Here is a 20,759-nt window from a genome sequence, read left to right on the forward strand (position 1 = left end):
ACTGTGAACGCACAGTTACCGGTCGGGACACTGGGGGTGGCCATGGTGGCCGGTGGCGAGGACGTCCCCGCCCGACTCGAACGGCTGCCCGATTCCGGCTGGCACCTGCGGGTTCGCTGGCTGATCGGGGTCGTCACCTTCTTCGAGGGCTTCGACCAGCTGGCCATCGCCTACACGCTGCCGTCGCTGAGCGCGGAGTGGGGTCTGAGCACCGGCCAGCAGGCGTTGGCCATCACCAGCGGCTCCGTCGGCATGCTGATCGGGGCGGCGTCGTCCGGCATCCTGGCCGACCGGGTCGGGCGGGTGAACGTCGTCGTGCTGGCGCTGGCCGTGACCGCGCTGTCGTGCATGGGGCTGGCGATCTCGCCCGGGTTCGGGTGGTTCCTCGTGCTGCGGTTCATCCAGGGGCTCGGCATCGGCGGCGAGGTGCCGGCCGCCGCGACGTACATCGGCGAGCTGGCCCAATCCGACCGGCGGGGACGGTTCGTGCTGCTGTACGAGCTGGTGTTCCCGGCCGGGCTGACCGCCGTGGCCATCGTCGCCGCGTGGGTCGTGCCCGTGCTCGGGTGGCGTTGGGTGTACGGCATCGGCGTGCTGCCCGCGCTGCTGGTGGGGCCAATCCTGCGCCTCGTACCCGAGTCCCCGCGCTGGCTGGCCGCTTCCGGGCGCAATGAACGGGCCGTTGGTGTCATGGAGCGCATTGAACGGGCCGTTCAACGCTCCACCGGCCGTCCGCTGCCACCCGTCGTCGCCATCACGCGGGCGCCGTCCGTGCGGCGGCGCTACCTCCGGCGGACCGTGATCGTCGGGCTGTTGTGGCTGTTCAGCTACTTCGCCAACTACGGCATCGCCAGCTGGCTGCCGACCATCTACACCGGCACCTTCGGTCTGCCGGTGTCGACCGCTTTGACCTACAGCATCGCCACCTCCGTCGCCGGTCTCCTCGGCGCCGTCGCCGTCGCCCTGCTCGTCGACCGCATCGGCCGGCGCGCCTGCCTGGCCGGCGGCAGTGCGCTGGCCGCCGTCACCTTCGGCGTGTTGGCGGCGCTGGGGGCCGGGTCGCCTTTGCAGCTGTTGGTGCTGTCGGCGGTCGGGGCCTTGTTCGTGTTCGCCGTCAACCTCGGGCTGTACCTCTACGCCCCCGAGCTCTATCCCACGCCCATGCGCGCCGCCGGGGCGAGCCTTGGCGGCGTGTGGAACCGCGTCGGGGTCATCGCCGGGCCTTTGGTCGTCGGCGCTTTCGCCGCGAACCTCGGGCTGCCGGCGGCTTTCGCCGCGTTGGGCGTGGCGATGTTGGCCGCTGCCGTCACGGCCGCGACGGCGGAGGAGACCAGGGGTCGAACCTTGGAGGAGATCTCCCCCTAGGCGTAAGTGCCGTGACCTTCCACCACAAGGCCGTCTCGCAGCACCAGCACCTCGCTGACCTCTCCCCCGGCCTGGTTCCGATAGTTGATCACCAGCACCGCCACGCCGACCCGGACGTCAACCACCTCGAAGTGGAGGTCGGGGATGCGGCGAAGGCCCTCGGCGTAGTACGCGCGCAGCGCGGCCTTGCCGTGGAGGGTGCCGGACTGGTCGCCGGTGAAGCCGGCGACCAGGGGCGAGCTCCACACGACGTCGTCGGCGAAGTGGGAGAGCAGCCGGTCCAGGTCGTGGGCGTTCCACGCCTCGACCCACTCGGCGGCGAACTGCGAGGCGAACGAGCGGTCCAAACGTCACTCCTCGGCGATGCGGGCCAGGTCGAGGCCCATCGGGTGCGGCTTGATCACGCCGACGCCGGCGGCGACGATGCGGCGGAGGAAGCCGGTGAGCAGCCCGGCCAACCGGTCGGTGCCGGCGGTGCCGAGCACCTCCCACGGCAGCTCGGCGGCGGCGTCGGTGCGGGTCTCGACGTCGTGCCGGGCCCGGGAACCGTCGGCGGTGATCCGGTTCTCCTTGTCCAACAACCCACGCTCCCGCAAACGCTTCTGCGCGGCGGCCCAGTCGTCGGCGTCCCAGCCCCGCCACATCTCCCAACCGGCCTGGTCGGAGACGTCACGGTCGGCGGAGAAGGCGACGAGCGTCTCGACCGGATCGAGCCGGGCGGCGACCAGGGCGGCGACATGCCCGTCACCACGGGATTCCCGCAGGATCGTGGCGGCGTGCCACAGCACGAGATGCGGCGAATCAGGCCACGGCAGCGCGGCGTTGGCGGCGGCCAGCGGGCGGCCGGCGATGGGGGCGGCGAGAGCGGCCCGCTGGGCCAGCTGTGAGGCCTCGATCATGTCGTCGCCGACGACGTCGTCACCGAGGATCGCCCGCAGTCCGGCGTCGGCGCCGGCCAACCGGGCCTCGAGGAACTGCGCCGGCGAGGCGATGGTCCACGCAGTGGGAATCGCCCGGGCGACCCGGCTGAGCTTGAAGTTGTAGAAGGTGGCGGCGACGACCTCGGCCGGCACGGCGCCGAGCGGCGCGGCCCGCAGCCCGAAGTAGCCCATCCAGCCGCCGCGGCAACCCAGGGCATCGGTGGCCGCCCGCGCCTCCGGCGCGAAGTACGTGACGCCGTGGTAGGGCTCGTACAGCGTCCACATCCGCCGCGCGCTCATGACAGGTAGCTCTCCACCCGCTCCACCTTGGCGTGCAGCTGATCGGTGTGTCCCGGCCGAATGTCCGCCTTGAGCACCAGCGACACCCGCGGCGCGTGCGCCTGCACGGCCTGCACCGCCCGCTTGACGACGTCCATCAGCTCGTCCCAGTCGTCACCCTCGATGGTGGTGAACATGCTGGTCGTTTCGTTGGCCAGCCCCGACTCCCGCACCACCCGCACGGCGTCGGCCACCGCCTCGGCAACGCTGTCGGACTCGCCGCCGAGCGGCGACACACTGAACGCGACCAGCATCGGCCCTCCCTGTCATGGCTGTCGGTCAGTCAACCCGCTGCGGGGCGGTCCGGCAACAAGCCGTGATCACCGACGCGTGAACTGCTAGCGTCGACAGCCATGGCCGCCACCCCACCGTTGCCGTTCGACCCGATCGCCCGCGCCGCGGGCATGTGGGCGGAGCGGGTCGGCCCGTCGGGGGCGATGGCCGCGGTCACCAGCGTCATGCGGGTGCAGCAGATCCTCCAGTCCACGGTGGACGCGGCGCTCAAGCCGCACGGGCTGACCTTCGCCCGGTTCGAGGCCTTGGTGCTGCTCACGTTCTCGCGCCGCGGCAGCCTGCCGATGCGGGTGATGGGCGAACGCCTCCAGCTGCACCCGACCAGCGTCACCAACATCGTGGACCGGCTGGAGGCCGACGGTCTGGTCAAGCGGACGCCGCACCCGTCGGACCGGCGCACCACCCTGGTGGAGATCTGCGCGGCCGGCCGGGAGCTGTGCGAGACGGCGACCAAGGCGGTGTCGGAGGTCAACCTCGGGCTGCGCGGGTTGACGGACCGGCAGACCGAACAGCTGACCGACCTGCTGTCCAAGGTACGCAAGGCGGCCGGCGACTTCGCCGACTGAAATCCGTGGTTGCCTCGGCTCTGGCCGGACACCACGGCGTCACGGCCACCGGTTTGATCAGCTAATTCCCGCAGAACAACCTCGCATCCCACCGGCACGTCTCCTTGGCACAGAACGAAAACTTCCACCAAGGGGGATTTACGATGGGGACTAGGACTGCCCTGATGGGGTTCGTCGCGGCCGGGGCCGTGTGCGCCCTGCTGGCACCGACGGCCATGGCCGCGACGGGCACCACGTCGCCGACCAGCAGCACCAGCGCGACGCCGACCACCACGGCGCCCGCGCTCAAGCCGGTGTGGATCACCGCCTCGCCGAATTCCGGGCGACCCGGCACGGCCGTGCTGGTGGACACCAACTGCACGAGCCCCAGCAGCACCAGCCTGACCGCGCTGGACTTCTTCGCCCAGGTCGACACGATCGACGGCAAGGACGGGCCGGTGTGGCGCTCCCACGGAGTCGTCAGGGACGTGCCACCGGGCGTCTACCGGGTGAGCATCGACTGCCAGGGCGGCCCGAACCACACGTCCAGCGGCAAGGCGAGCACCACGTTCACCGTGCTGCCCAAGGCCCAGGTGCCGACCAGGCCGGTCGGCGCGCCGCAGACCGGCGGCGGCTTCACCGCCACCGACTTCACCGGCTGATTCGGCACGCTAGGCAACCTCATGTCCGTTCGGGGCGTTTCCTGAGCGCACGGGAACTCCACCCAGAAGGGATGGAACATGAGGAACAGGAGTGCGCTCATCGGTGCCGCCCTGGCCGTCGGCGCGGCGGGAGCCCTGCTCGCGCCGACCGCGATGGCGACGACCGACACCACGACACCGACCACCACCACGACGCCGGCCGGCCTTGGCTGGATCAACGTCGCGCCGACCTCGGGGCGTCCCGGCGCCGCCGTGGTCGTGGACCTCAGCTGCCCGGCGCAGGGCTTCAACAACGACGCTCTCGACGTCAACGCCAAGGGCGTCCACCAGGGCGACAAGTGGCGGTACCACGCGAAGGTGAAGGACGTGAAGGCCGGCGCCTACAAGGTCACCGCGTACTGCCCGAGCCCGAAGAGCCCGAGCGGCAGCATCCCGGTCACGACCGAGTTCACCGTGCTGGTCAAGGTGCCGGTGCCGCCGCCGACCAAGCCGCAGGTGCCGACCAAGCCGGTCGGCGCGCCGCAGACCGGCGGCGGCTTCACCGCGACGGACCTGGTCGGCTGAGGTCAGGCGTCGATTGCGACGGCCCGCTGGGCCAGCCGGCCGGTCCGGGTGGCCCAGCGCTCGAACACCACCGAGCCGAACGGCGGGATGCTCGCGATCAGCGCCCACGCGGTGGTCCGGTTGTCCCAGTTCAGGGCCTTGCGGGCGAGCAGCGACAGCACCACGTAGGCGATGAACACGACGCCGTGCACGGAGCCGAAGATGTGCACACCCATGGCGTTGCCCAGGACGTACTTGAAGAACATGCCGATCAGCAGGCCGGCCCAGGAGATCGCCTCGGCCACTGCGACGGCGCGGAACCGGCCTGACGGAGTGTCGAACATGGCGTCCAGTGTGGGGCGTGAGCGCGCTCACGCCCCACCCGGGGTTTAGCTGTCCTCCCAGGAGAAGAACCGAGAGGCGGCGAAGGCGACCACGAGCGTGAAGGCGAGCAGCACCGCCGCCGGCGTCACCAGCGCCTCAATTCCCTTGCCCCGCACCAGAACGTCCACCATGCCGTCGTTGAGATGGCGCAGCGGCAGCACTTCCGACACGGTCTGGAGCCACTGCGGGGCGTTCTGCACGGGGAAGAACGTGCCGGACAGGAAGGCCATCGGCAGCACGATCACGTTGGTGATGCCGGTCGCCGCCTCCTCCGACTTGGCGATCGAGCCGACCAGCACGCCGATGGAGAAGAACGACAGCGAGCCGATGATCAGCAGCGGCAGCGCCAGCCACCACTGGCCGGCCAGCTTGAGCCCGAACACCGGCGTCATCGCCACCGCGATGAACAGGATCGCTTGCAGCACAGTGGTTCCGATGGTCACCAGCAGCCGCGACGAGATCACCGTGCCGGTGCTCACCGGGGCCAGCCGGATCCGCCGCAGCACCTGCTTCTTACGCCAGTTGACCAGCGTCAGGGCCGAGCCGAAGATGGCCGAGGTGGCCAGGCCCCAGGACAGGATGCCTGGCGTGAGGTACTGGATCGCGGTCAGCGAGGAGTCCTCCACCTGCTGCGAGTCCAGGGTCACGGTCGGCGGCTTGCCGCTGGCCGCCAGGTTGACGTGGTCGACGACCGAGCGGATCACCGCCTGCACGGTGCCGGCCTGCACGCTGTCGCTGGCCGCGTAGCGGAGCTGAACCTGGTTGCCCTGCACGGAAATCGCCGCCGGCACGTCTCCGCTGCGCACCGCCTGCACGGCCGTGTCGAACGAGTCGACGTGCTGGAACTCCACGATGCCGGTCTGTTGCAGCGCGCTGAGCACCGGGCCGTCGCCGACGACGTCGATCTTCGTCTTGCTCGACGAGCTGGAGCCGAAGATCAGGCCGAAGATGACCAGGAACATCAGCGGCATCAGGAAGGTGAAGAACAGCGCCACCCGTTCGCGGAAGAAGCCCTTGAACATGGCCACCGAGAGGCTGCGGAACGCGGTCATGCCCGGTACTCCCGTCCGGTCAGCTCGAGGAAGACGTCCTCCAGGGTCGCGCCGCGGACCTGGAGGCCTTCCAGCGCGCCGCGTTCGGCCAGTGCGGACAACAGCTTGGCCGGGTGTCGAGTGGACAGTCGCAACGAGACACCGTCGTCGGACGCTTCCTCAGCCCCGGGAAGGCTTTTCGCCTCTTCGAGCGTGATGACGCCCCGTTCGATCAGCACGTGTGTCGGCGCGTCGAGGCCGCGGACCAGCGTCGCCGGCGCGTCCATGGCCAGGATCTTGCCCTTGTCCATGATCGCCGTGCGGTCGCAGAGGATCTCCGCCTCGTCCAGGTAGTGCGTGGTGTAGACGATCGTCTTGCCACGGGCCTTGATCGCCCGCAGCACGTCCCACAGGTTGCGCCGGGCCTGCGGGTCCAGCGCCGCCGTCGGCTCGTCGAGGAACACGATGTCCGGGTCGTGGGCCAGCGCGCAGGCGATCGACAGCCGCTGCCGCTGGCCGCCCGACAGCTTGTTCTCCCTGGTGTCCGCCTTGTCCGACAGGCCGACCAGCTCCAGCATGTCCGCCGCCGTGCCGGTGCTCACCCCGTACAGCGAGGCGAACGTCTCCAGCTGCTCCCGGGCCGTCAGCTTCTCGAAGAACGACGATGCCTGTAGCTGCACCCCGATACGCGGCAGCAGCTTCGGGTTGCGCGGCCACGGCTGCTCCCCGAACAGCGTCACGCTGCCCTCGTCGGGCTTGCGCAGCCCCTCGATGATCTCCAGCGTCGTCGTCTTCCCCGCGCCGTTCGGCCCGAGGATCCCGAAGAACTCCCCCTCGCCGACGGTGAACGACACCCCGTCGACCGCCCACAGGTCGCCGTACCGCTTGCGCAGCACCTCGGCGACGATCGTGCTCCCCTTGCTCATGGCCGGAACGGTAGGTCTCCGGGGTTCGAACGGCGGGATTTCCCGGCAATACCGGAGATTTGTCAGGGGCTCCACTAGACCGATCGGGTGCACCGCCGCGGTAGCGGCCACCGGCAGTGGGCGACCGGCTACGACGGCGGCAACACGCCCCGGTCCAGGCCGAGATCGGCCCGGTCGGCGGCGGCCCGGCCGGCGCCCCAGCCGGCGGCGTTGCTGGCCGAGTACGACTTCTGCCGCGTCGCCGGATACAGCGCCGCGAACAGCTCGTCCACGACCTTGCTCCGGTCGGCCAACACGGGCAGCAACCGGTCGTCGGACTCCGACAGGGCTGACTCCGTCACGGCGGTCAGCCGCTCGCCGATCCGGTCGGCGTAGGCCATCAGGAACGACTGCCGGTACGAGCGGATCCGAGCCTGTCCGGATCGGCCGGCCGTCACCAGCGCCCGGGTGGCCTGCAACAGCAGGGAGGTGACGAGCAGCTCGGTGATCTCCAGATCCATCTCGTCGCCCATGACGGCGACGAACCCGATCTTCTCGTGGATGACCGCGCGGCACCGGTTCGCGTCGGCGACCACGGCCACCAGGTGTGCCTTGGCGCCGAGGTAGGGGCTGTCCAGCCAGATCCGTCGTGCGGTGGCCACCTGGGCCACGTGTTCGTCGGCGTCGAGCATGGCCCGCTCGACGGCATGCCGGTTCATCAGCTCCTGCGCCTTGGCCGACAGCGCCTCCGCCTCCTCGGCGAACTCGGTCGACTCGGCCTTGGCCAGCAGGCCACGCACCCGGGCCAGGATCTTCGGGTCGACACTGTGCCTGGCCGTCGCGGCGGCGGTGCGGGCCGTGCCCGGCGGCGGCACGATCACCGGCAGCTCCGGCCACATCATGATCGTCGCGATGGTGGTGAGGACCAGCGTCAGGGCGTCGGCGCGAGTGGCTTCGCGACGCTCGATCCACTGGCCGAGGTACGGCTCGCCCGGCTTCCACCACACGGCGGCGTCGATCTGCCGCAGCTGCTCCCGCCAGCGCTCGTGCACGGTCGCCTCGGCGTACTGAGCGGCATCGGCGGCGATCACATCGGTGATCAGCTCGCCGGCCGGCTCACCCAGCAGCTTGACGAGATGCCGCACCAGGTCGTACGGCAGCCAGCCGAACCGCCACATGTGGTCGACGGTGTGCCGCAGGGCCATGTCCACACCGGTGTCCACGAGCCGAACGGCCTGGCCACGCAGCCATTTCACGCACTCGGCCAGCGCTTCGGTGTCGCCGACGGCGTGGCGGTGGGCCGCATCGAGCACCGCGTTGCCCACGATTTCGGCCGGCGGCGGCTCGAACGGGTCGAAGCTGAAGTCCGAGCGCTGCTCACGGGTGGTCCGGCGATCCCGCGCCTTCTTCTTCGCCGCGCGCCGTTCCCTGTTGCGGGTGCCCACCGACCGTCCTCCTGTTCTCGCCGCGACCAGAACAGTAGCGAAGGGCCCTGACATGGTGAGGCGGGCCGTCCCGCCGGATTGCCGGGGAACGACCCGCCTCGGGTCACTCACGAAGCCGCCGCCACGTCCTTCGCGAGCGTCTTGACGTGCTCAGCCGGTGGCGATGCTGAACACGTGGAAGGTGCCACCCTGGATGGTGCCGGGCAGGGTGATCGACTTGACCTGCTTGCCGGCCTGGAGGGCGATCGGCGCGGTGGCGAACAGGTACATGGTGAGCTGCTGCGACGTGCCGCTGCCGGCGTTGCGGTACGGCATGACGACGACCGTGCGGTTGTTGTACGCCACCGGAGCGCCGCCACCGCCGAGCGCCCAGTCGGAGAAGCCGACGGAGGCGTTCTGGGTGGTGCCGTCGGTGTAGTTGATCACCAAGGTGCCGGAGGCGTTGCCGTTGCCGGCGCTGCCGAGCAGGGCCAGCTGGGTGGCCCCGGCGGGGGCGTCGACGTTGACGGTCTCGCCGCCGGCGTTGACGTTGTCGAGCTCACCGACGGGAACGTTGGGCCACACGAACTTCAGCCCGTCGGAGTCGGTGACCGTCGACCCGGGCGTCACGCCCTTGGCAGCCAAGGCATTGCGGGAGTAGCTCCACCCGCCGCCGTCGAAGTTGGCGATCTGCTGGTTGTCGTCGGGCGAGGTGCCGATGTTGTTGAACGCGGCCCGCAGACTGCCGGGCTGCGCCACCAGCACGGCCAACGTGGAACCGCTGATGGCCTTGCCGTTGACGGTGTAGGAGATGGGGATGTTGTACGTCGCCTCGGCCGTGCCGGTGGCGACGGACACCGTCACCGGGGCGCTGGCCTTCCCGCCGGGTTCGGTGGTGATGTCCCCGGACGACGGCGTGATGCTCAACCCGGCCGGAGCGCTGGCCGTCCAGTGCACGGTGGTGCCCTGACCGGACAGGTCCTGTACGCCGACGTTGGCGGTGCCGCTGCCGCCGCCGGGCACGACGAGCCGCGACGGGTCGACGTAGGTGCTCTGGTTGACGGCCCCGTCGGTGAAGGACGGCGGCGCGTCGGCGTGCGCCGAACCCCAGCTGGTGTTGGGCGTGGACGACAGGGCGAAGTCCAGCGTGCCACCGGTGTTGACGAACGACTCCGGCAGCCAGGGCTTGGTCCACGTCTGGCCGTTGAGCTTCAACGAGTCGATGTACGGCGTGGCGGTCGACGCCCCCGGCGCGTTGATGGTGATCTTCTGGCCGCCGGGACGGGTGATCACGGCGCCGGTGAACTCCGGCGTGTTCAGGGTCAGCTCGGCGCGGCCCGGGATCTCCGGGTACAGGCCGAGCGAGGCCCACACGTACCACGACGACATCTCACCGAGGTCGTCGTTGCCGACAAGGCCGTTGGGACCGGCCTTCCAGATCTGCTGGCGGATGTTGTTGACCAGCGCCTGCGCCTTGTACGGGGCGCCGGTGTAGTCGTAGATCCACGGCGTCTCCAGCGTGGGCTCGTTGCCCAGGAAGGCATGCGGGTCGCTGGTGCCGGCGTTGAGCTTGGTGAAGAACTCGTCCAGCCGCTTGTTCACGGCGTCGTTGCCGCCGAGCGCGGTGATCAGGCCGCTGTAGTTGTACGGCACCATCCACGTGTACTGCGCGCCGTTGCCCTCGGTGTAACCACCGGGGTCGGCCGGGTTGAACGGGCTGCCGAACGACCCGTTGGCGTTGCGCGGCTGAAGGTAGCCGGTCGCCGGGTTGTACAGGTTCTGCCAGTTCTGGGCCCGCTTGATGAACGCGTTGTACGTGGCCGAGTCGCCGAGACGCTTGGCCAGCTGGGCAATCGCGAAGTCGGCGCTGGTGTACTCCAGCGTGTCGGAGGCGACGCCCGGCACGTAGCCGAGCTTGAGGTAGTTGGCCAGCCCCGGCCGCTCGTCGTAGCCGACGGTGGGCTGGGATGCCCCGCGTTCCATCAGCAGCAACGCCTGGTTGGCGTCAAAACCCTTGGCGCCGAAGGCATACGCGGTCGACACGATGATGTGGTACGGGTCGCCGTTCATCACGCCGGTGTAGTCGTTGGCCACCGTCCAGCGGTCCCACGACCCGCCCTGCGCGGCGAACTGCACCATCGAGTTGGCGATGTCCGAGGTCTCGCTCGGCGCTATCAGGGCCAGCAGCTGCGCCTCGGAACGGTAGATGTCCCAACCGGAGAAGTTGGTGTATATCGCGTGTCCCTTGGCCACCTTGTGCAGCTGGCCGTCGAAACCCGGATACTGCCCGTCCGAGTCGGAGAACACGTTGGGCTGCAACAGGGAGTGGTACAGCGCGGTGTAGAAGATGGTCTTCTGGTCGTTGCTGCCGCCGGTCACCGCGATCTGGTTGAGCCGGCTGTTCCACGACGCCCGCGCCGCCGCGGCGACCTGGTCGAACGTCTTGTTCGCGTTCTCCGCCTTGATGTTCGCCTTGGCGCCGTCCAGCGACACGAACGAGACGCCGACCTTCACGTTGACGGTCGGGGACTTCGTGTTGTCGAAGGTGACGTACGCGCCGCTGCCGGGCCCGGAAACCGTGGTGTCCTGGGGCTTCACCGACTGCGAGGTGACGTCCGACTTGGCCTTGGCCGACTTCGGCGTCGCCGTGTCGGGCGCGCTGGTGACGGGAGCCTTGGGCAGCGACATGCCGCGCTCGGCGTCCTTGCCCGGCGTCACGGCGCCGTTGTGCCAGGTGCCGGTGCTGGCGAAGTTCTGGTCGAACTGCGCGTAGAAGTAGACCCGGTAGTGGTCGTCGGCGCCGCAGAAGTGGCCGCTGGCGGCGTAACCGCTGATGTAGTTCTTGCCGATGGTCACGGACGCGTCGTCGGTACCCATGATCGAGCCGGACACGTTGACCAGCAGCGTCGAGGTCGGCCCGACCGGCCAGGTGAAGCGGCCGGCGCCGGTGCGCTGGGTGGCCGACAGCTCCACCTTGGCCCCGTTGTCCAGGCTGACCCCGTACGAGCCGGCGGTCACCTTCTCGTTGGCGTGCGAGAAGGTGGAGATGTACTTCATCGGGTTGGCCGCGGGCGAGTCGGTGATGTCGCCGACCACCGGCATGAACGGCACGTCCTGGTAGGTGTCGCAGCCCGCGCCGGACAGGTGGGTCAGGCTGAAACCCTTGATCCGGTTGTCCTGGTAGTAGTAGCCGCCGTGTTGCAGGGTGACGGTGTCCGGGCTCCACTGGACCATGCCGAACGGCACGTCCGCGCCCGGGAACGTGTTGGCGGCCCCGCCGCCCGTGCCCATGTCTGCGTCACCCGGCTGGGTGCCGATGTAGGGGTCGACCCATTGGGCCAGGTCCTGCGCCTTGGGCGTGGTCGCGGCGGACGCGGTGGTGATCGCCAGTGGCGACACCACCATCGCCAGCGCCGTGCCGATCACCGCCGCGGCGCGCCAGCGCCGTCTCGGGACTCCGAACATCTTCGCGGTCGCCTCCCGTGGCTCGAACGCACGTTCGTCGAGCGGCGGGCGTGACAACCTTGTCGCGACGCCCGGCAGGTCCGCTCGACCCGGTGGCAACACTGCGGAGCGTGTTGGATCCACGTCAAGACGTCATGGACGAGCCTGTCCGCTTCCGGACAGCCCTGTGCGTCCGTATGCAGCAACAACGCCCATTCACAGTGTGAACAGGGAAAAAAGGCCTGGGAGCGGTTCCGGGACGGCCACGGTACTTGACCGGTTCACAACCATTGACAACCGGTGTGTGGATCCGGTGAGATCGCGCCATCATGACAACGTTGTCGAGCCTCGGTCCACGACGGGTCCGCCGCGCAACCATGAGCGACGTTGCGCGACTGGCCGGCGTCAGCATCAAAACGGTCTCCCGCGTCGTCAACGACGAGCCGGGAGTGCACCCCGCCACCGCCGAGCGCGTGCTGGCGGCCATCGACCAGCTCGGGTTCCGCCGCAACCTGGGCGCCCGCAACCTGCGCCGGGGCTCGTCCACCGGCACCATCGGCATGGTGCTGGAGGACGTCGGCAACCCCTTCTACTCCGGCATCACGCGCGCCGTCGAGGAGGTCGCCCGGCAGTACGGGCGGCAGGTGCTCACCGGCTCGTCCGACGAGGACCCGAGCCGGGAGCGTGAGCTGGCGCTGGAGTTCTGCGCCCGCCGCGTGGACGGCATGCTCGTGGTGCCGGCCGGCATGCAGCACGGCTACCTGGTGCCGGAGATGCGTGCCGGCATGCCCGTGGTGTTCCTCGACCGGCCCGCCGGCGACGTCGTCGCCGACACCGTGCTGGTGGACAACATCGGCGGCACCGTGCTGGCCGTGCGCCACCTCGCCGCCCACGGGCACAACCGCATCGCCTTCCTCGGCGACGCCCCGGACATCTTCACCGCCAACGAGCGTCTGCGCGGCTTCCGCGAGGGCTGCGTGCGCGCCGGCATCCGCTACGACGAGGACCTGGTCGCCATGGGTCCGCACGACGAGCGGGGCATCGCCGAGGTGCTGCGCCGCATCGGCGAGCACCGTCAGCCGGCGACCGCCGTGGTGGCCGGCAACAACCGGATCACCGTGCACCTGCTGCGCGTGCTGGCCGGCCGGGCCAACCGCCCGGCCCTGGTCGGCTTCGACGACTTCGAGCTGGCCGATCTGCTCGACCCGCCCGTCACCGTGATCGCGCACGACGCCAGCGCGATCGGCAAGGCCGCCGCCGAACTGCTGTTCTCCCGCCTCGACGGGGACACCTCCCCGCCGCGGCGGGTGGTGCTTCCGGTGCGTTTGGTACCCCGTGGATCAGGAGAAATGCGATCTTGAGCGAGAATCTGCGGCCCGTGCGGCTGGCCGCCAACCAGCCCCGGCAGTTCTACCGGGGCGGCGCGGCGATCGCCGACCTGCGCGGCCTGCCGGCGACGGCCGAGTTCGGGCCGGAGGACTGGGTGGGGTCGATCACCACCCAGTTCGGCAAGGACGCCGGCCTGTCGCCGCTGCCCGACGGCACGCTGCTGCGCGACGCCGTGGCGGCCGACCCGACGGGGTGGCTGGGCGCGGCGCACGCGGCGAAGTTCGGGGCCGACACAGCACTGCTGGTCAAGCTGCTGGACGCGGGCCAGCGGCTGCCGGTGCACTACCACCCGTCCGACGCCTTCGCGACCGACCACCTGAGCTGCCGGCACGGCAAGACCGAGGCGTGGATCGTGGTCGGCACCAGCGGGCCGAATCCGACCGTCCACATCGGATTCAAGGACGACGCCGACGCGGCCGTGGTCGACAACTGGGTGACCGTGCAGGACCGCGCGGCCATGCTGGACGCCCTGAACGCGATCCCGGTCAAGGCCGGCGACACCGTGTTCATCCCGGCCGGCCTGCCGCACGCCATCGGCGAGGGCGTGTTCATCGTCGAGCTCCAGCAGCCGACCGACTTCTCCATCACGATCGAGTGGCAGGGCTTCCTCGACGGCCCCGACTCGTGGCACCTGGGCCTCGGCCAGACGATCGCCCTCGAGGCGCTGGACCTGTCCGGCTGGTCGAACCGGCTGGACACCATCGTCAAGCACACCGCCGACGACCACTCGCCGATCGTGGACCTGTTGCCCAACAGCGACTTCTTCCGGGCGCAGCGGCTGCACGCCGACTCGCCGATCGAGCTGGACCCGTCCTTCGCCGTGCTGGTCGTGCTGGACGGCGACGGCCGTCTGCACACCGAGGACGGCGACCCGGTCGCGCTGCGCCGGGGCGACACCGTCGTGTTGCCGCACGCCGCCGGATCGTCCAAGTTGGACGGTGGTCTGGTTGCCGTCAGGTGTCTACCCCCGGAGGTGCGGACATGAGTGAGCCGCTGCTGGAGGCGAGGTCGCTCGTCAAGCACTACGGCAGCGTCGAGGCGTTGCGCGGTGCGTCGTTCCAGGTGGCCGCGGGCGAGGTCGTGTCGCTGATCGGCGACAACGGCGCCGGCAAGTCCACGTTCATCAAGTGTCTCTCCGGCGCGGAGCAGCCCGACTCGGGCGAGATCCTGTTCGAGGGCAAGCAGATCCACCTGGACTCGCCGACCGCCGCACGCTCGCTGGGCATCGAGACCGTGTACCAGGACCTGGCCGTCGCCCCCGACCTCGACCCGGCGGCCAATCTCTATCTGGGCCGGGAGATCAAGCGCAAGGGCCTGCTCGGCGCGCTCGGCATGCTGGACAAGAAGGAGATGCGCCGCAAGGCCAGCGAGGAGTTCAGCCGGCTCGGCGTCACCTTGCAGAGCGTGGACGTGCCCATCGCCGCACTGTCCGGCGGCCAGCGCCAGAGCGTCGCGGTGGCAAGGTCGGTCGTGTGGGCCAGCAAGGTCGTGTTCATGGACGAGCCCACGGCCGCGTTGGGCGTGGTGCAGCGGGAGCGGGTGCTCGACGTCATCCGCAAGGTGCGCGACCAGGGCATCGGCGTGGTGCTGATCAGCCACAACATGCCCGAGGTCCTGTCGGTCTCGGACCGTGTGGAGGTGCTGCGCCTCGGCACGCGAGTCGCCCGGTTCAAGGCATCGGAAGCGACCCTGGAGGACCTCGTCGGCGCGATGACCGGCGCGCTGGTGCAGGAGGACGTGGCATGAGCACCGTGACCGAAAAAGCCCCGAAGCAGGAGGAGAAGCGCCCGCTGCTCAAGCGGGTGGCCGGCGCCAACTCGCTGTGGATCGGGCTCGTCCTGCTGGTGCTGATCGCCGCCTTCGGCGTGATCGACCCGACCCACGTGCTGACCATCTTCAACCTCCAGACCGTGCTGATCCAGACCTCGGTGCTGCTGGTTCTCTCGGTCGGCATGACGTTCGTGATCATCACATCCGGCATCGACCTGTCGGTCGGCACAGTGCTGGTGTTCTCCGGCGTCACGTCGGCGCTGACCATGAACGCGATGTCCGGCGGCGACTCCACCAACGCCGGCTGGGGCGTGGTCATCGTCGGCGGCATCGTCGCAGTGGCCAGCGGCGCGGCCTGGGGGCTGCTCAACGGCTGGCTGATCGCCAAGGCCAAGATCCCGCCGCTGATCGTGACGCTGGGCTCGTTCGGCGCCGCGCTCGGCGCGGCTGAGCTGCTCACCGGCGGCTCGGACGTGCGGTCGGTGCCGAACACCCTGGCGAAGTCACTGGGCTCTGGCACGTCGTTCGGCGGCATCCCGAACATGGTGCTGTTCGCGATCGTGGTGACCGCGATCGGCGCGTGGCTGCTGGCCACCACCCGGTTCGGTCGCTACACCTACGCGGTCGGCTCCAACGAGGTGGCCGCACAGCGAACGGGTATCTCGGTGACGCGACACCTGGTGCTGGTGTACGTGCTGGCCGGCGCCCTGGCCGGGCTGGCCGGCTTCATGTCGATGGCGTACTTCACCACCACCACGCTGACCAGCCACGGCACCGACAATCTGAATGCAATCGCCGGCACGGTGCTCGGTGGCACCAGCGTGTTCGGCGGCGTCGGGTCGGTCATCGGCACGGTGATCGGCGTGTTCATCCCGGCAGTGCTCAACCAGGGCTTCACGATCATCGGGGTGAACCAGTTCTGGCAGCCGATCGCGGTTGCCATCGTGCTGGTGGCGGCCGTCTGGTTCGACCAGAACCGCCGCAAGGCACGCAACCTGCGCTGACCGAATACCTGAAAGGTCTATCAACGATGACAGACAGCAGGAAGATCGCCGGCCTCGCAGCGCTGGCCGCAGTGTCGCTCTTCGCCACTGCCTGTGGTGGCGGCCAGGTCGGTCAGTCCGGCGGTTCCGGATCGTCCAATGCGGACAACAAGAGTCTGGCGCTGATTCCCGGTGTGTCGGCCGAGCCGTTCTACATCTCGATGCAGTGCGGTGCCGAGGCTGAGGCGAAGGCCAAGGGCTACACGCTGAAGACGCAGGCGCCGCAGAAGTTCGCGCCGGCCGACCAGACTCCCATCGTCACCGGCATCCTGGCCAACAAGCCGGCCGCCGTGCTGATCGCGCCGACCGACGACAAGGCGCTGGCCGGGCCGATGAAGCAGCTCAAGGACGCCAGCATCAAGGTCATCGAGGTCGACACCTCGCTGCAGGACACCTCCATCGCGGAGTCCTCCATCTCCTCCAACAACGAGCAGGGCGGGCAGCTCGCCGCTCAGACGTTGGCCAAGCTCGTCGGGGACAAGAAGGGGTCGGTGCTGGTGCTCAACACCACCGCCGGCACCTCCACCACCGACGCGCGGGAGAAGGGCTTCAAGGAGGAGATCGCCAAGTACCCGAACATCAAGTACGTCGGGCAGCAGTACACCGACAACGACGCCGCCCAGTCGGCGCAGAAGGTCACCGCGACGCTGTCCAGCACGCCCGACCTGATCGGCATCTTCGCCACCAACCTCAACACCGGCGAGGGCGCGGCCACCGGTCTGCGCACGGCCGGCAAGACCGGCCAGGTCAACCTGGTCGGCTTCGACGCCAGCCCCAAGGAGGTCAGCGACCTCAAGGACGGCAGCTTCCAGGCCCTGATCGCCCAGGACCCCGCCACCATCGGCAAGGACGGCGTCGACCAGGCCATCGCCGCCCTCACCGGCGGCTCGGTGACCCGCAACATCTCCACCGACCTGGTGTCCATCACCAAGGACAACATGGACGCGCAGTCCAAGTACTTCTACAAGTCGAGCTGCTGACCGGTCACGGTGAGGGGTCGGGCAAAACCGGCCCCTCACCGGCGATCCTCAGTGACGGGATCTGGTGGCGCGGGCGGCCTTCCGGGCCCGGTCGGCCGCTTCGGCCGCGCGCCGGGCGGCGGCCTTGGCCCGACGGACTGCGCCGGATCCCTTGGGCTCCAACGCGTTCAGGCTCGCTTCCAGGGCCGTGAGCAGATCACCGGAGCCGTTGGGCTGCATCGGCACCTCGGGCCGGATCACCTCGCTGCCGGCGGCCTTGGCCTCGATCAGCTCGTCCAGGGCCTCGCGATAGGCATCGCGGTATTCGCCGGGATCGAAGTCCCCGGCCAGACAGTCGATCAACTCGGTGGCCGCCTTCAGCTCGGGCAGCCGGACGTCGACATCCTCGTCCAGGAAAGGGAAGTCGGGCGTACGGACCTCGGCCGGCCACACCATGGTCGCCAACACCAGCACGCCGTCACGAACCCGCAGCACCCCCATGGACTCCCGTTGCCGGAAGGCGACCTTCACCACCGCGACCTTGCCCGAGCGCCGCAACGCCTCGGCGAACAGGACGTACGGGCGAACGCCGTTGGCGTCGGGTTCCAGGTAGTAATTCCTGGACAGGTAAAGGGAATCGATCTGCGAGGGCGGGGCGAAGGTGTGCACGGCGATCGTGCGCAGGGTCGGCACCGGCAGCGTCGCCAGGTCATCGTCCGTGATCAGCACGACGTCCCCGCCGCCGGTGTCGGCCGCCCGCCCCACCTCAGCCGCCGGCACCTCCGCGTCGTCCAGTTCACAGAACCGCCGCAGCCGGATCCGGCCGCCGTCCGCGGCGTGCACCTGGTGCAGGCCGAGCCCGTGCTCCTCGGTCGCCCGGTAGGCCTTGACCGGGATGCTGACGAGCCCGAAACCGATGCTGCCCTTCCAGAAGCTGCGCAAAGTCGACCCCTCCTCGACGAGTGGCCACGTCATTTACGGCGGGGGAAGCACCTCGGTGGCGCGCAGGAACGCTTGTCATCCAGGGTAAGGGCCGAATTCGGAGCTTTTGCTGCTACGAACGGGTGTCGTCGTCCAGGAACGGCAGGGCCTCGGCTATGGCGTCCGCCGTAGCGGCGGCTGCGTCGGATGCCTCAATCAGTACGTCGGCCAGCTCATTGCTCTCGAACGTCTCGCCCCGGAGCTGTAGGGCATTCGTCCGCCCGCCGACAGCGTGATCGGCGAGGTTCTTCAACACCTGTTCCAGCTGCCGCTGCGCCCGCGCCAACGTGGGCACGATCAGAGCGATCTCGCCGGGATCGGAGACGTCGGCGTTGGCCAGCGCCGCCGCGCACGCCTCCAGGTGGGCCGCGGCCACCGAGGGCGGCATGATCGAAGCACCGGTCACGCCGCCATCCTGCCACCCCCGCTCGGCCTATCGTCAGCGCCTCGCCGCCACCATCCCCCGTTCGAGGCGGATTCGCGCCAGCAAATGTCACATGCGCGTCGGACTTGCCTCCCTGAGGCACATCCGGACCGCATGTGCCAAAAAGTCAGGCGGTGGCGAGGCCGGTGATGAGGTCGTCGGCGGCGGCGTAGGGGTCGACCTCGCCGGCGGCTACGCGTTTGGCCAACTGGTCGAGGGCGGTGCCGCCGCGGAGGTCGCCGAGGCGGGCGCGAAGTTGTTGCAGGGCAATGGCTTCGACCTCGGCGGCGGCGCGGGCCTGCCGGCGCAGTTCGAGCTCGCCACGGTCGACGAGCCAGGAACCGTGCTCGTCGATGGCCGACAGGAGCTCGTCGATGCCCTCGCCACGGGCGGCCACGGCGCGAACGACGGGCGGCCGCCACGAAGGGCCGGTGCGTTCCCGGCGGGCCAGCGAAAGCCCGTGCTTGAGCTCCCGGACGGTCTGGTCGGCGCCGTCCCGATCGGCCTTGTTCACCACGAAGACGTCGGCGATCTCGAGGATGCCGGCCTTGGCCGCCTGGATGCCGTCACCCATACCCGGCGCGACCAGGACCAACGTGGTGTCGGCGAGTCCGGCGACCTCGACCTCGGACTGGCCGACGCCGACGGTCTCGATGAGCACGACGTCGCAGCCGGCGGCGTCCAACACCCGCAACGCCTGCGGGGTCGCCCACGCCAACCCGCCGAGATGCCCACGGCTGGCCATGGAACGAATGAACACGCCGGGATCGGTGGCGTGCTCCTGCATCCGCACCCGATCACCGAGCAAAGCCCCGCCGGAGAACGGCGAAGTCGGGTCGACGGCCAGCACGCCGACGCGAAGATCCTTGCGCCGCAAGGCACTGACCAGCCGCGAGGTCATGGTGGACTTGCCGACGCCGGGCGAGCCGGTGAGCCCGATGACCCGCGCCCGCCCGGTGTGCGGGGCGAGCGCGGCGGCGACCTCCCGCAGGCACGGACTGGCGTCCTCGACCAGCGTGATCAGCCGGGCCACCGCCCGCGGCTGGCCCGACCTGGCCCGAGCGACCAGGTCGGGCACGTCGACAACGCGACCCATCTACTGCTTCGGCACTCGCACGATCAGCGCGTCGCCCTGGCCACCGCCGCCGCACAGGGCGGCCGCGCCGACGCCGCCGCCACGGCGCTGGAGCTCCAGCGCCAGGTGCAGCGCGATGCGCGCGCCGGACATGCCGATCGGGTGGCCGAGCGCGATGGCGCCGCCGTTCACGTTGACCTTGTCCTCGGACAGCCCGAGCTTGCGCGCGGACACCACGCCGACGGCGGCGAACGCCTCGTTGATCTCGACCAGGTCGAGGTCGGCCGGGTCGATGCCCTCCTTGGCGCACGCCTTGCGGATGGCGTTGGACGGCTGCTCGTGAAGGCTGGCGTCCGGCCCGGCGACCACGCCGTGCGCGCCGATCTCGGCCAGCCAGGTCAGGCCCAGCTCCTCGGCCTTGGCCTTGCTCATCACGACAACGGCGGCCGCGCCGTCGGAGATCTGCGAGGCGGAGCCGGCGGTGATGGTGCCGTCGGAGGCGAAGGCCGGGCGCAGCTTGCCCAGCGTCTCCACGGTGGTGTCGGCGCGCACGCCCTCGTCGGTGCTGAACAGCACCGGGTCGCCCTTGCGCTGCGGGATCGGCACCGGAACGACCTCGGCGTCGAAGATCCCGTTCTTGGCCGCCTCGGCGGCGCGCTGGTGCGACCGGGCCGAGAAGGCGTCCTGCTCCTCGCGGGTCAGGCCGTAGCGGGAGTTGTACTTCTCCGTCGACGAGCCCATGGCGACCTGGTCGAAGGCGCAGAACAGGCCGTCGTACGCCATGTGGTCCTGGAGCGTGACGTCGCCGTACTTGAAGCCGGAGCGGGACTTGGGCAGCAGGTGCGGGGCCTGGGTCATGGACTCCTGGCCGCCGGCCACCACGATCTCGAACTCGCCGGCCCTGATCAGCTGGTCGGCCAGCGCGATGGCGTCGATGCCGGACAGGCACACCTTGTTGATGGTCAGCGCCGGCACGTCCATCGGGATGCCGGCGGCCGCGGCGGCCTGCCGGGCCGGGATCTGGCCGGCGCCCGCGGTCAGCACCTGACCCATGATCACGTACTCGACCTGCTCGGGGCTGACTCCGGCCCGTTCGAGGGCGCCCTTGATGGCCACGCCACCGAGTTGGGCTCCGGAGAAGTCCTTGAGTGAGCCGAGCAGTCGTCCCATCGGGGTGCGAGCCCCTGCGACGATGACGGAACCGGACACGACGGCCTCCAGCGGCGTTGCGGGCGGTGGTCTTGTGGACCATACCGGCCGGT

Annotated in this window: 21 protein-coding genes; 9 read left to right on the forward strand and 12 right to left on the reverse strand. The window is 69.8% G+C overall.

Translation table 11 applies throughout. The features are described 5' to 3' along the window. Positions 1 to 3: 3 nt before the first annotated feature. Positions 4 to 1,365, forward strand: coding sequence for an MFS transporter (locus M3Q35_RS27385; RefSeq protein ID WP_273935402.1), 1,362 nt, complete (start codon positions 4 to 6; stop codon positions 1,363 to 1,365). On the opposite strand, the gene M3Q35_RS27390 is transcribed toward M3Q35_RS27385, so the two are convergent. The 3 genes from M3Q35_RS27390 to M3Q35_RS27400 are packed head-to-tail and all read right to left on the reverse strand — an operon-like array spanning position 1,362 to position 2,878. Further along, positions 1,362 to 1,712 (reverse strand): nuclear transport factor 2 family protein, encoded by a 351-nt coding sequence (locus tag M3Q35_RS27390; RefSeq protein ID WP_273935403.1) that lies wholly within the window; start codon positions 1,710 to 1,712, stop codon positions 1,362 to 1,364. The two genes, M3Q35_RS27385 and M3Q35_RS27390, sit on opposite strands and share 4 nt — an antisense overlap. Before the next feature lie 3 nt (positions 1,713 to 1,715). Then, entirely contained in the window at positions 1,716 to 2,585 is an 870-nt protein-coding gene (locus tag M3Q35_RS27395) for an SCO6745 family protein (RefSeq protein ID WP_273935404.1), read from the reverse strand. Then, positions 2,582 to 2,878 carry an MTH1187 family thiamine-binding protein gene (locus M3Q35_RS27400; protein WP_273935405.1) on the reverse strand — a complete coding sequence of 99 codons (297 nt, stop codon included), beginning with the start codon at positions 2,876 to 2,878 and terminating at the stop codon, positions 2,582 to 2,584. The genes M3Q35_RS27395 and M3Q35_RS27400 overlap by 4 nt, the downstream gene beginning before the upstream one ends. A gap of 99 nt (positions 2,879 to 2,977) precedes the next feature. On the opposite strand from M3Q35_RS27400, the gene M3Q35_RS27405 reads away from it, so the two are divergent. From M3Q35_RS27405 to M3Q35_RS27415, 3 genes are all read left to right on the forward strand, one after another. Further along, complete coding sequence (locus M3Q35_RS27405; protein ID WP_273935406.1) at positions 2,978 to 3,484, forward strand: MarR family winged helix-turn-helix transcriptional regulator; 507 nt, start codon at positions 2,978 to 2,980, stop codon at positions 3,482 to 3,484. Positions 3,485 to 3,627: 143 nt separating this feature from the next. Beyond that, positions 3,628 to 4,125 carry a hypothetical protein gene (locus M3Q35_RS27410; protein ID WP_273935407.1) on the forward strand — a complete coding sequence of 166 codons (498 nt, stop codon included), beginning with the start codon at positions 3,628 to 3,630 and terminating at the stop codon, positions 4,123 to 4,125. Between the two features lie 78 nt (positions 4,126 to 4,203). Beyond that, positions 4,204 to 4,689: a hypothetical protein gene (locus tag M3Q35_RS27415; protein ID WP_273935408.1), complete on the forward strand. Its 486-nt coding sequence runs from the start codon at positions 4,204 to 4,206 to the stop codon at positions 4,687 to 4,689. A gap of 2 nt (positions 4,690 to 4,691) precedes the next feature. On the opposite strand, the gene M3Q35_RS27420 is transcribed toward M3Q35_RS27415, so the two are convergent. The 5 genes from M3Q35_RS27420 to M3Q35_RS27440 all read right to left on the reverse strand — a co-directional run bounded on the left by M3Q35_RS27420 (position 4,692) and on the right by M3Q35_RS27440 (position 11,877). Then, on the reverse strand, positions 4,692 to 5,012 hold the full coding sequence (locus M3Q35_RS27420; RefSeq protein WP_273935409.1) for a DUF3817 domain-containing protein: 321 nt from the start codon (positions 5,010 to 5,012) through the stop codon (positions 4,692 to 4,694). A gap of 45 nt (positions 5,013 to 5,057) precedes the next feature. Further along, the gene (locus tag M3Q35_RS27425) at positions 5,058 to 6,104 is read right to left on the reverse strand and encodes an ABC transporter permease (RefSeq protein WP_273935410.1); all 1,047 of its coding nucleotides are present in this window, start codon (positions 6,102 to 6,104) and stop codon (positions 5,058 to 5,060) included. Further along, positions 6,101 to 7,009, reverse strand: a complete 909-nt coding sequence (locus tag M3Q35_RS27430; RefSeq protein ID WP_273935411.1) for an ABC transporter ATP-binding protein — start codon at positions 7,007 to 7,009, stop codon at positions 6,101 to 6,103. The genes M3Q35_RS27425 and M3Q35_RS27430 overlap by 4 nt, the downstream gene beginning before the upstream one ends. Before the next feature lie 128 nt (positions 7,010 to 7,137). Continuing rightward, positions 7,138 to 8,433, reverse strand: a complete 1,296-nt coding sequence (locus tag M3Q35_RS27435; RefSeq protein ID WP_273935412.1) for a DUF2786 domain-containing protein — start codon at positions 8,431 to 8,433, stop codon at positions 7,138 to 7,140. Positions 8,434 to 8,583: 150 nt separating this feature from the next. Beyond that, positions 8,584 to 11,877, reverse strand: a complete 3,294-nt coding sequence (locus M3Q35_RS27440; protein WP_273935414.1) for a GH92 family glycosyl hydrolase — start codon at positions 11,875 to 11,877, stop codon at positions 8,584 to 8,586. 356 nt (positions 11,878 to 12,233) lie between these two features. Between M3Q35_RS27440 and M3Q35_RS27445 the strand changes: the two genes are divergently transcribed. From M3Q35_RS27445 to M3Q35_RS27465, 5 genes are read left to right on the forward strand one after another with little or no spacing between them, the layout of a single operon-like run. Beyond that, complete coding sequence (locus tag M3Q35_RS27445) at positions 12,234 to 13,217, forward strand: LacI family DNA-binding transcriptional regulator (protein WP_273935415.1); 984 nt, start codon at positions 12,234 to 12,236, stop codon at positions 13,215 to 13,217. Then, positions 13,214 to 14,230, forward strand: coding sequence for a class I mannose-6-phosphate isomerase (locus M3Q35_RS27450; protein WP_273935416.1), 1,017 nt, complete (start codon positions 13,214 to 13,216; stop codon positions 14,228 to 14,230). Before M3Q35_RS27445 ends, M3Q35_RS27450 begins: the two co-directional genes overlap by 4 nt. Next, the gene (locus M3Q35_RS27455; protein WP_273935417.1) at positions 14,227 to 14,991 is read left to right on the forward strand and encodes an ATP-binding cassette domain-containing protein; all 765 of its coding nucleotides are present in this window, start codon (positions 14,227 to 14,229) and stop codon (positions 14,989 to 14,991) included. The genes M3Q35_RS27450 and M3Q35_RS27455 overlap by 4 nt, the downstream gene beginning before the upstream one ends. Next, positions 14,988 to 16,019, forward strand: coding sequence for an ABC transporter permease (locus M3Q35_RS27460; RefSeq protein ID WP_273935418.1), 1,032 nt, complete (start codon positions 14,988 to 14,990; stop codon positions 16,017 to 16,019). The genes M3Q35_RS27455 and M3Q35_RS27460 overlap by 4 nt, the downstream gene beginning before the upstream one ends. Before the next feature lie 26 nt (positions 16,020 to 16,045). Beyond that, complete coding sequence (locus M3Q35_RS27465) at positions 16,046 to 17,038, forward strand: ABC transporter substrate-binding protein (protein ID WP_273935419.1); 993 nt, start codon at positions 16,046 to 16,048, stop codon at positions 17,036 to 17,038. 48 nt (positions 17,039 to 17,086) lie between these two features. On the opposite strand, the gene ku is transcribed toward M3Q35_RS27465, so the two are convergent. The 4 genes from ku to M3Q35_RS27485 form a co-directional block, all read right to left on the reverse strand. Further along, a complete protein-coding gene (gene ku / locus M3Q35_RS27470; protein ID WP_273935420.1) occupies positions 17,087 to 17,959 on the reverse strand; it encodes a non-homologous end joining protein Ku in 873 nt (290 codons plus the stop codon). Positions 17,960 to 18,071: 112 nt separating this feature from the next. Further along, complete coding sequence (locus tag M3Q35_RS27475; protein WP_273935421.1) at positions 18,072 to 18,404, reverse strand: hypothetical protein; 333 nt, start codon at positions 18,402 to 18,404, stop codon at positions 18,072 to 18,074. Positions 18,405 to 18,549: 145 nt separating this feature from the next. Then, positions 18,550 to 19,518: a methylmalonyl Co-A mutase-associated GTPase MeaB gene (gene meaB / locus M3Q35_RS27480; RefSeq protein ID WP_273935422.1), complete on the reverse strand. Its 969-nt coding sequence runs from the start codon at positions 19,516 to 19,518 to the stop codon at positions 18,550 to 18,552. Beyond that, positions 19,519 to 20,706, reverse strand: a complete 1,188-nt coding sequence (locus M3Q35_RS27485) for an acetyl-CoA C-acetyltransferase (protein ID WP_273935423.1) — start codon at positions 20,704 to 20,706, stop codon at positions 19,519 to 19,521. It lies immediately after the preceding gene. Positions 20,707 to 20,759: the final 53 nt, after the last annotated feature.

It is taken from the genome of Kutzneria chonburiensis (genome assembly GCF_028622115.1).
GTDB classification, from domain to species: domain Bacteria; phylum Actinomycetota; class Actinomycetes; order Mycobacteriales; family Pseudonocardiaceae; genus Kutzneria; species Kutzneria chonburiensis.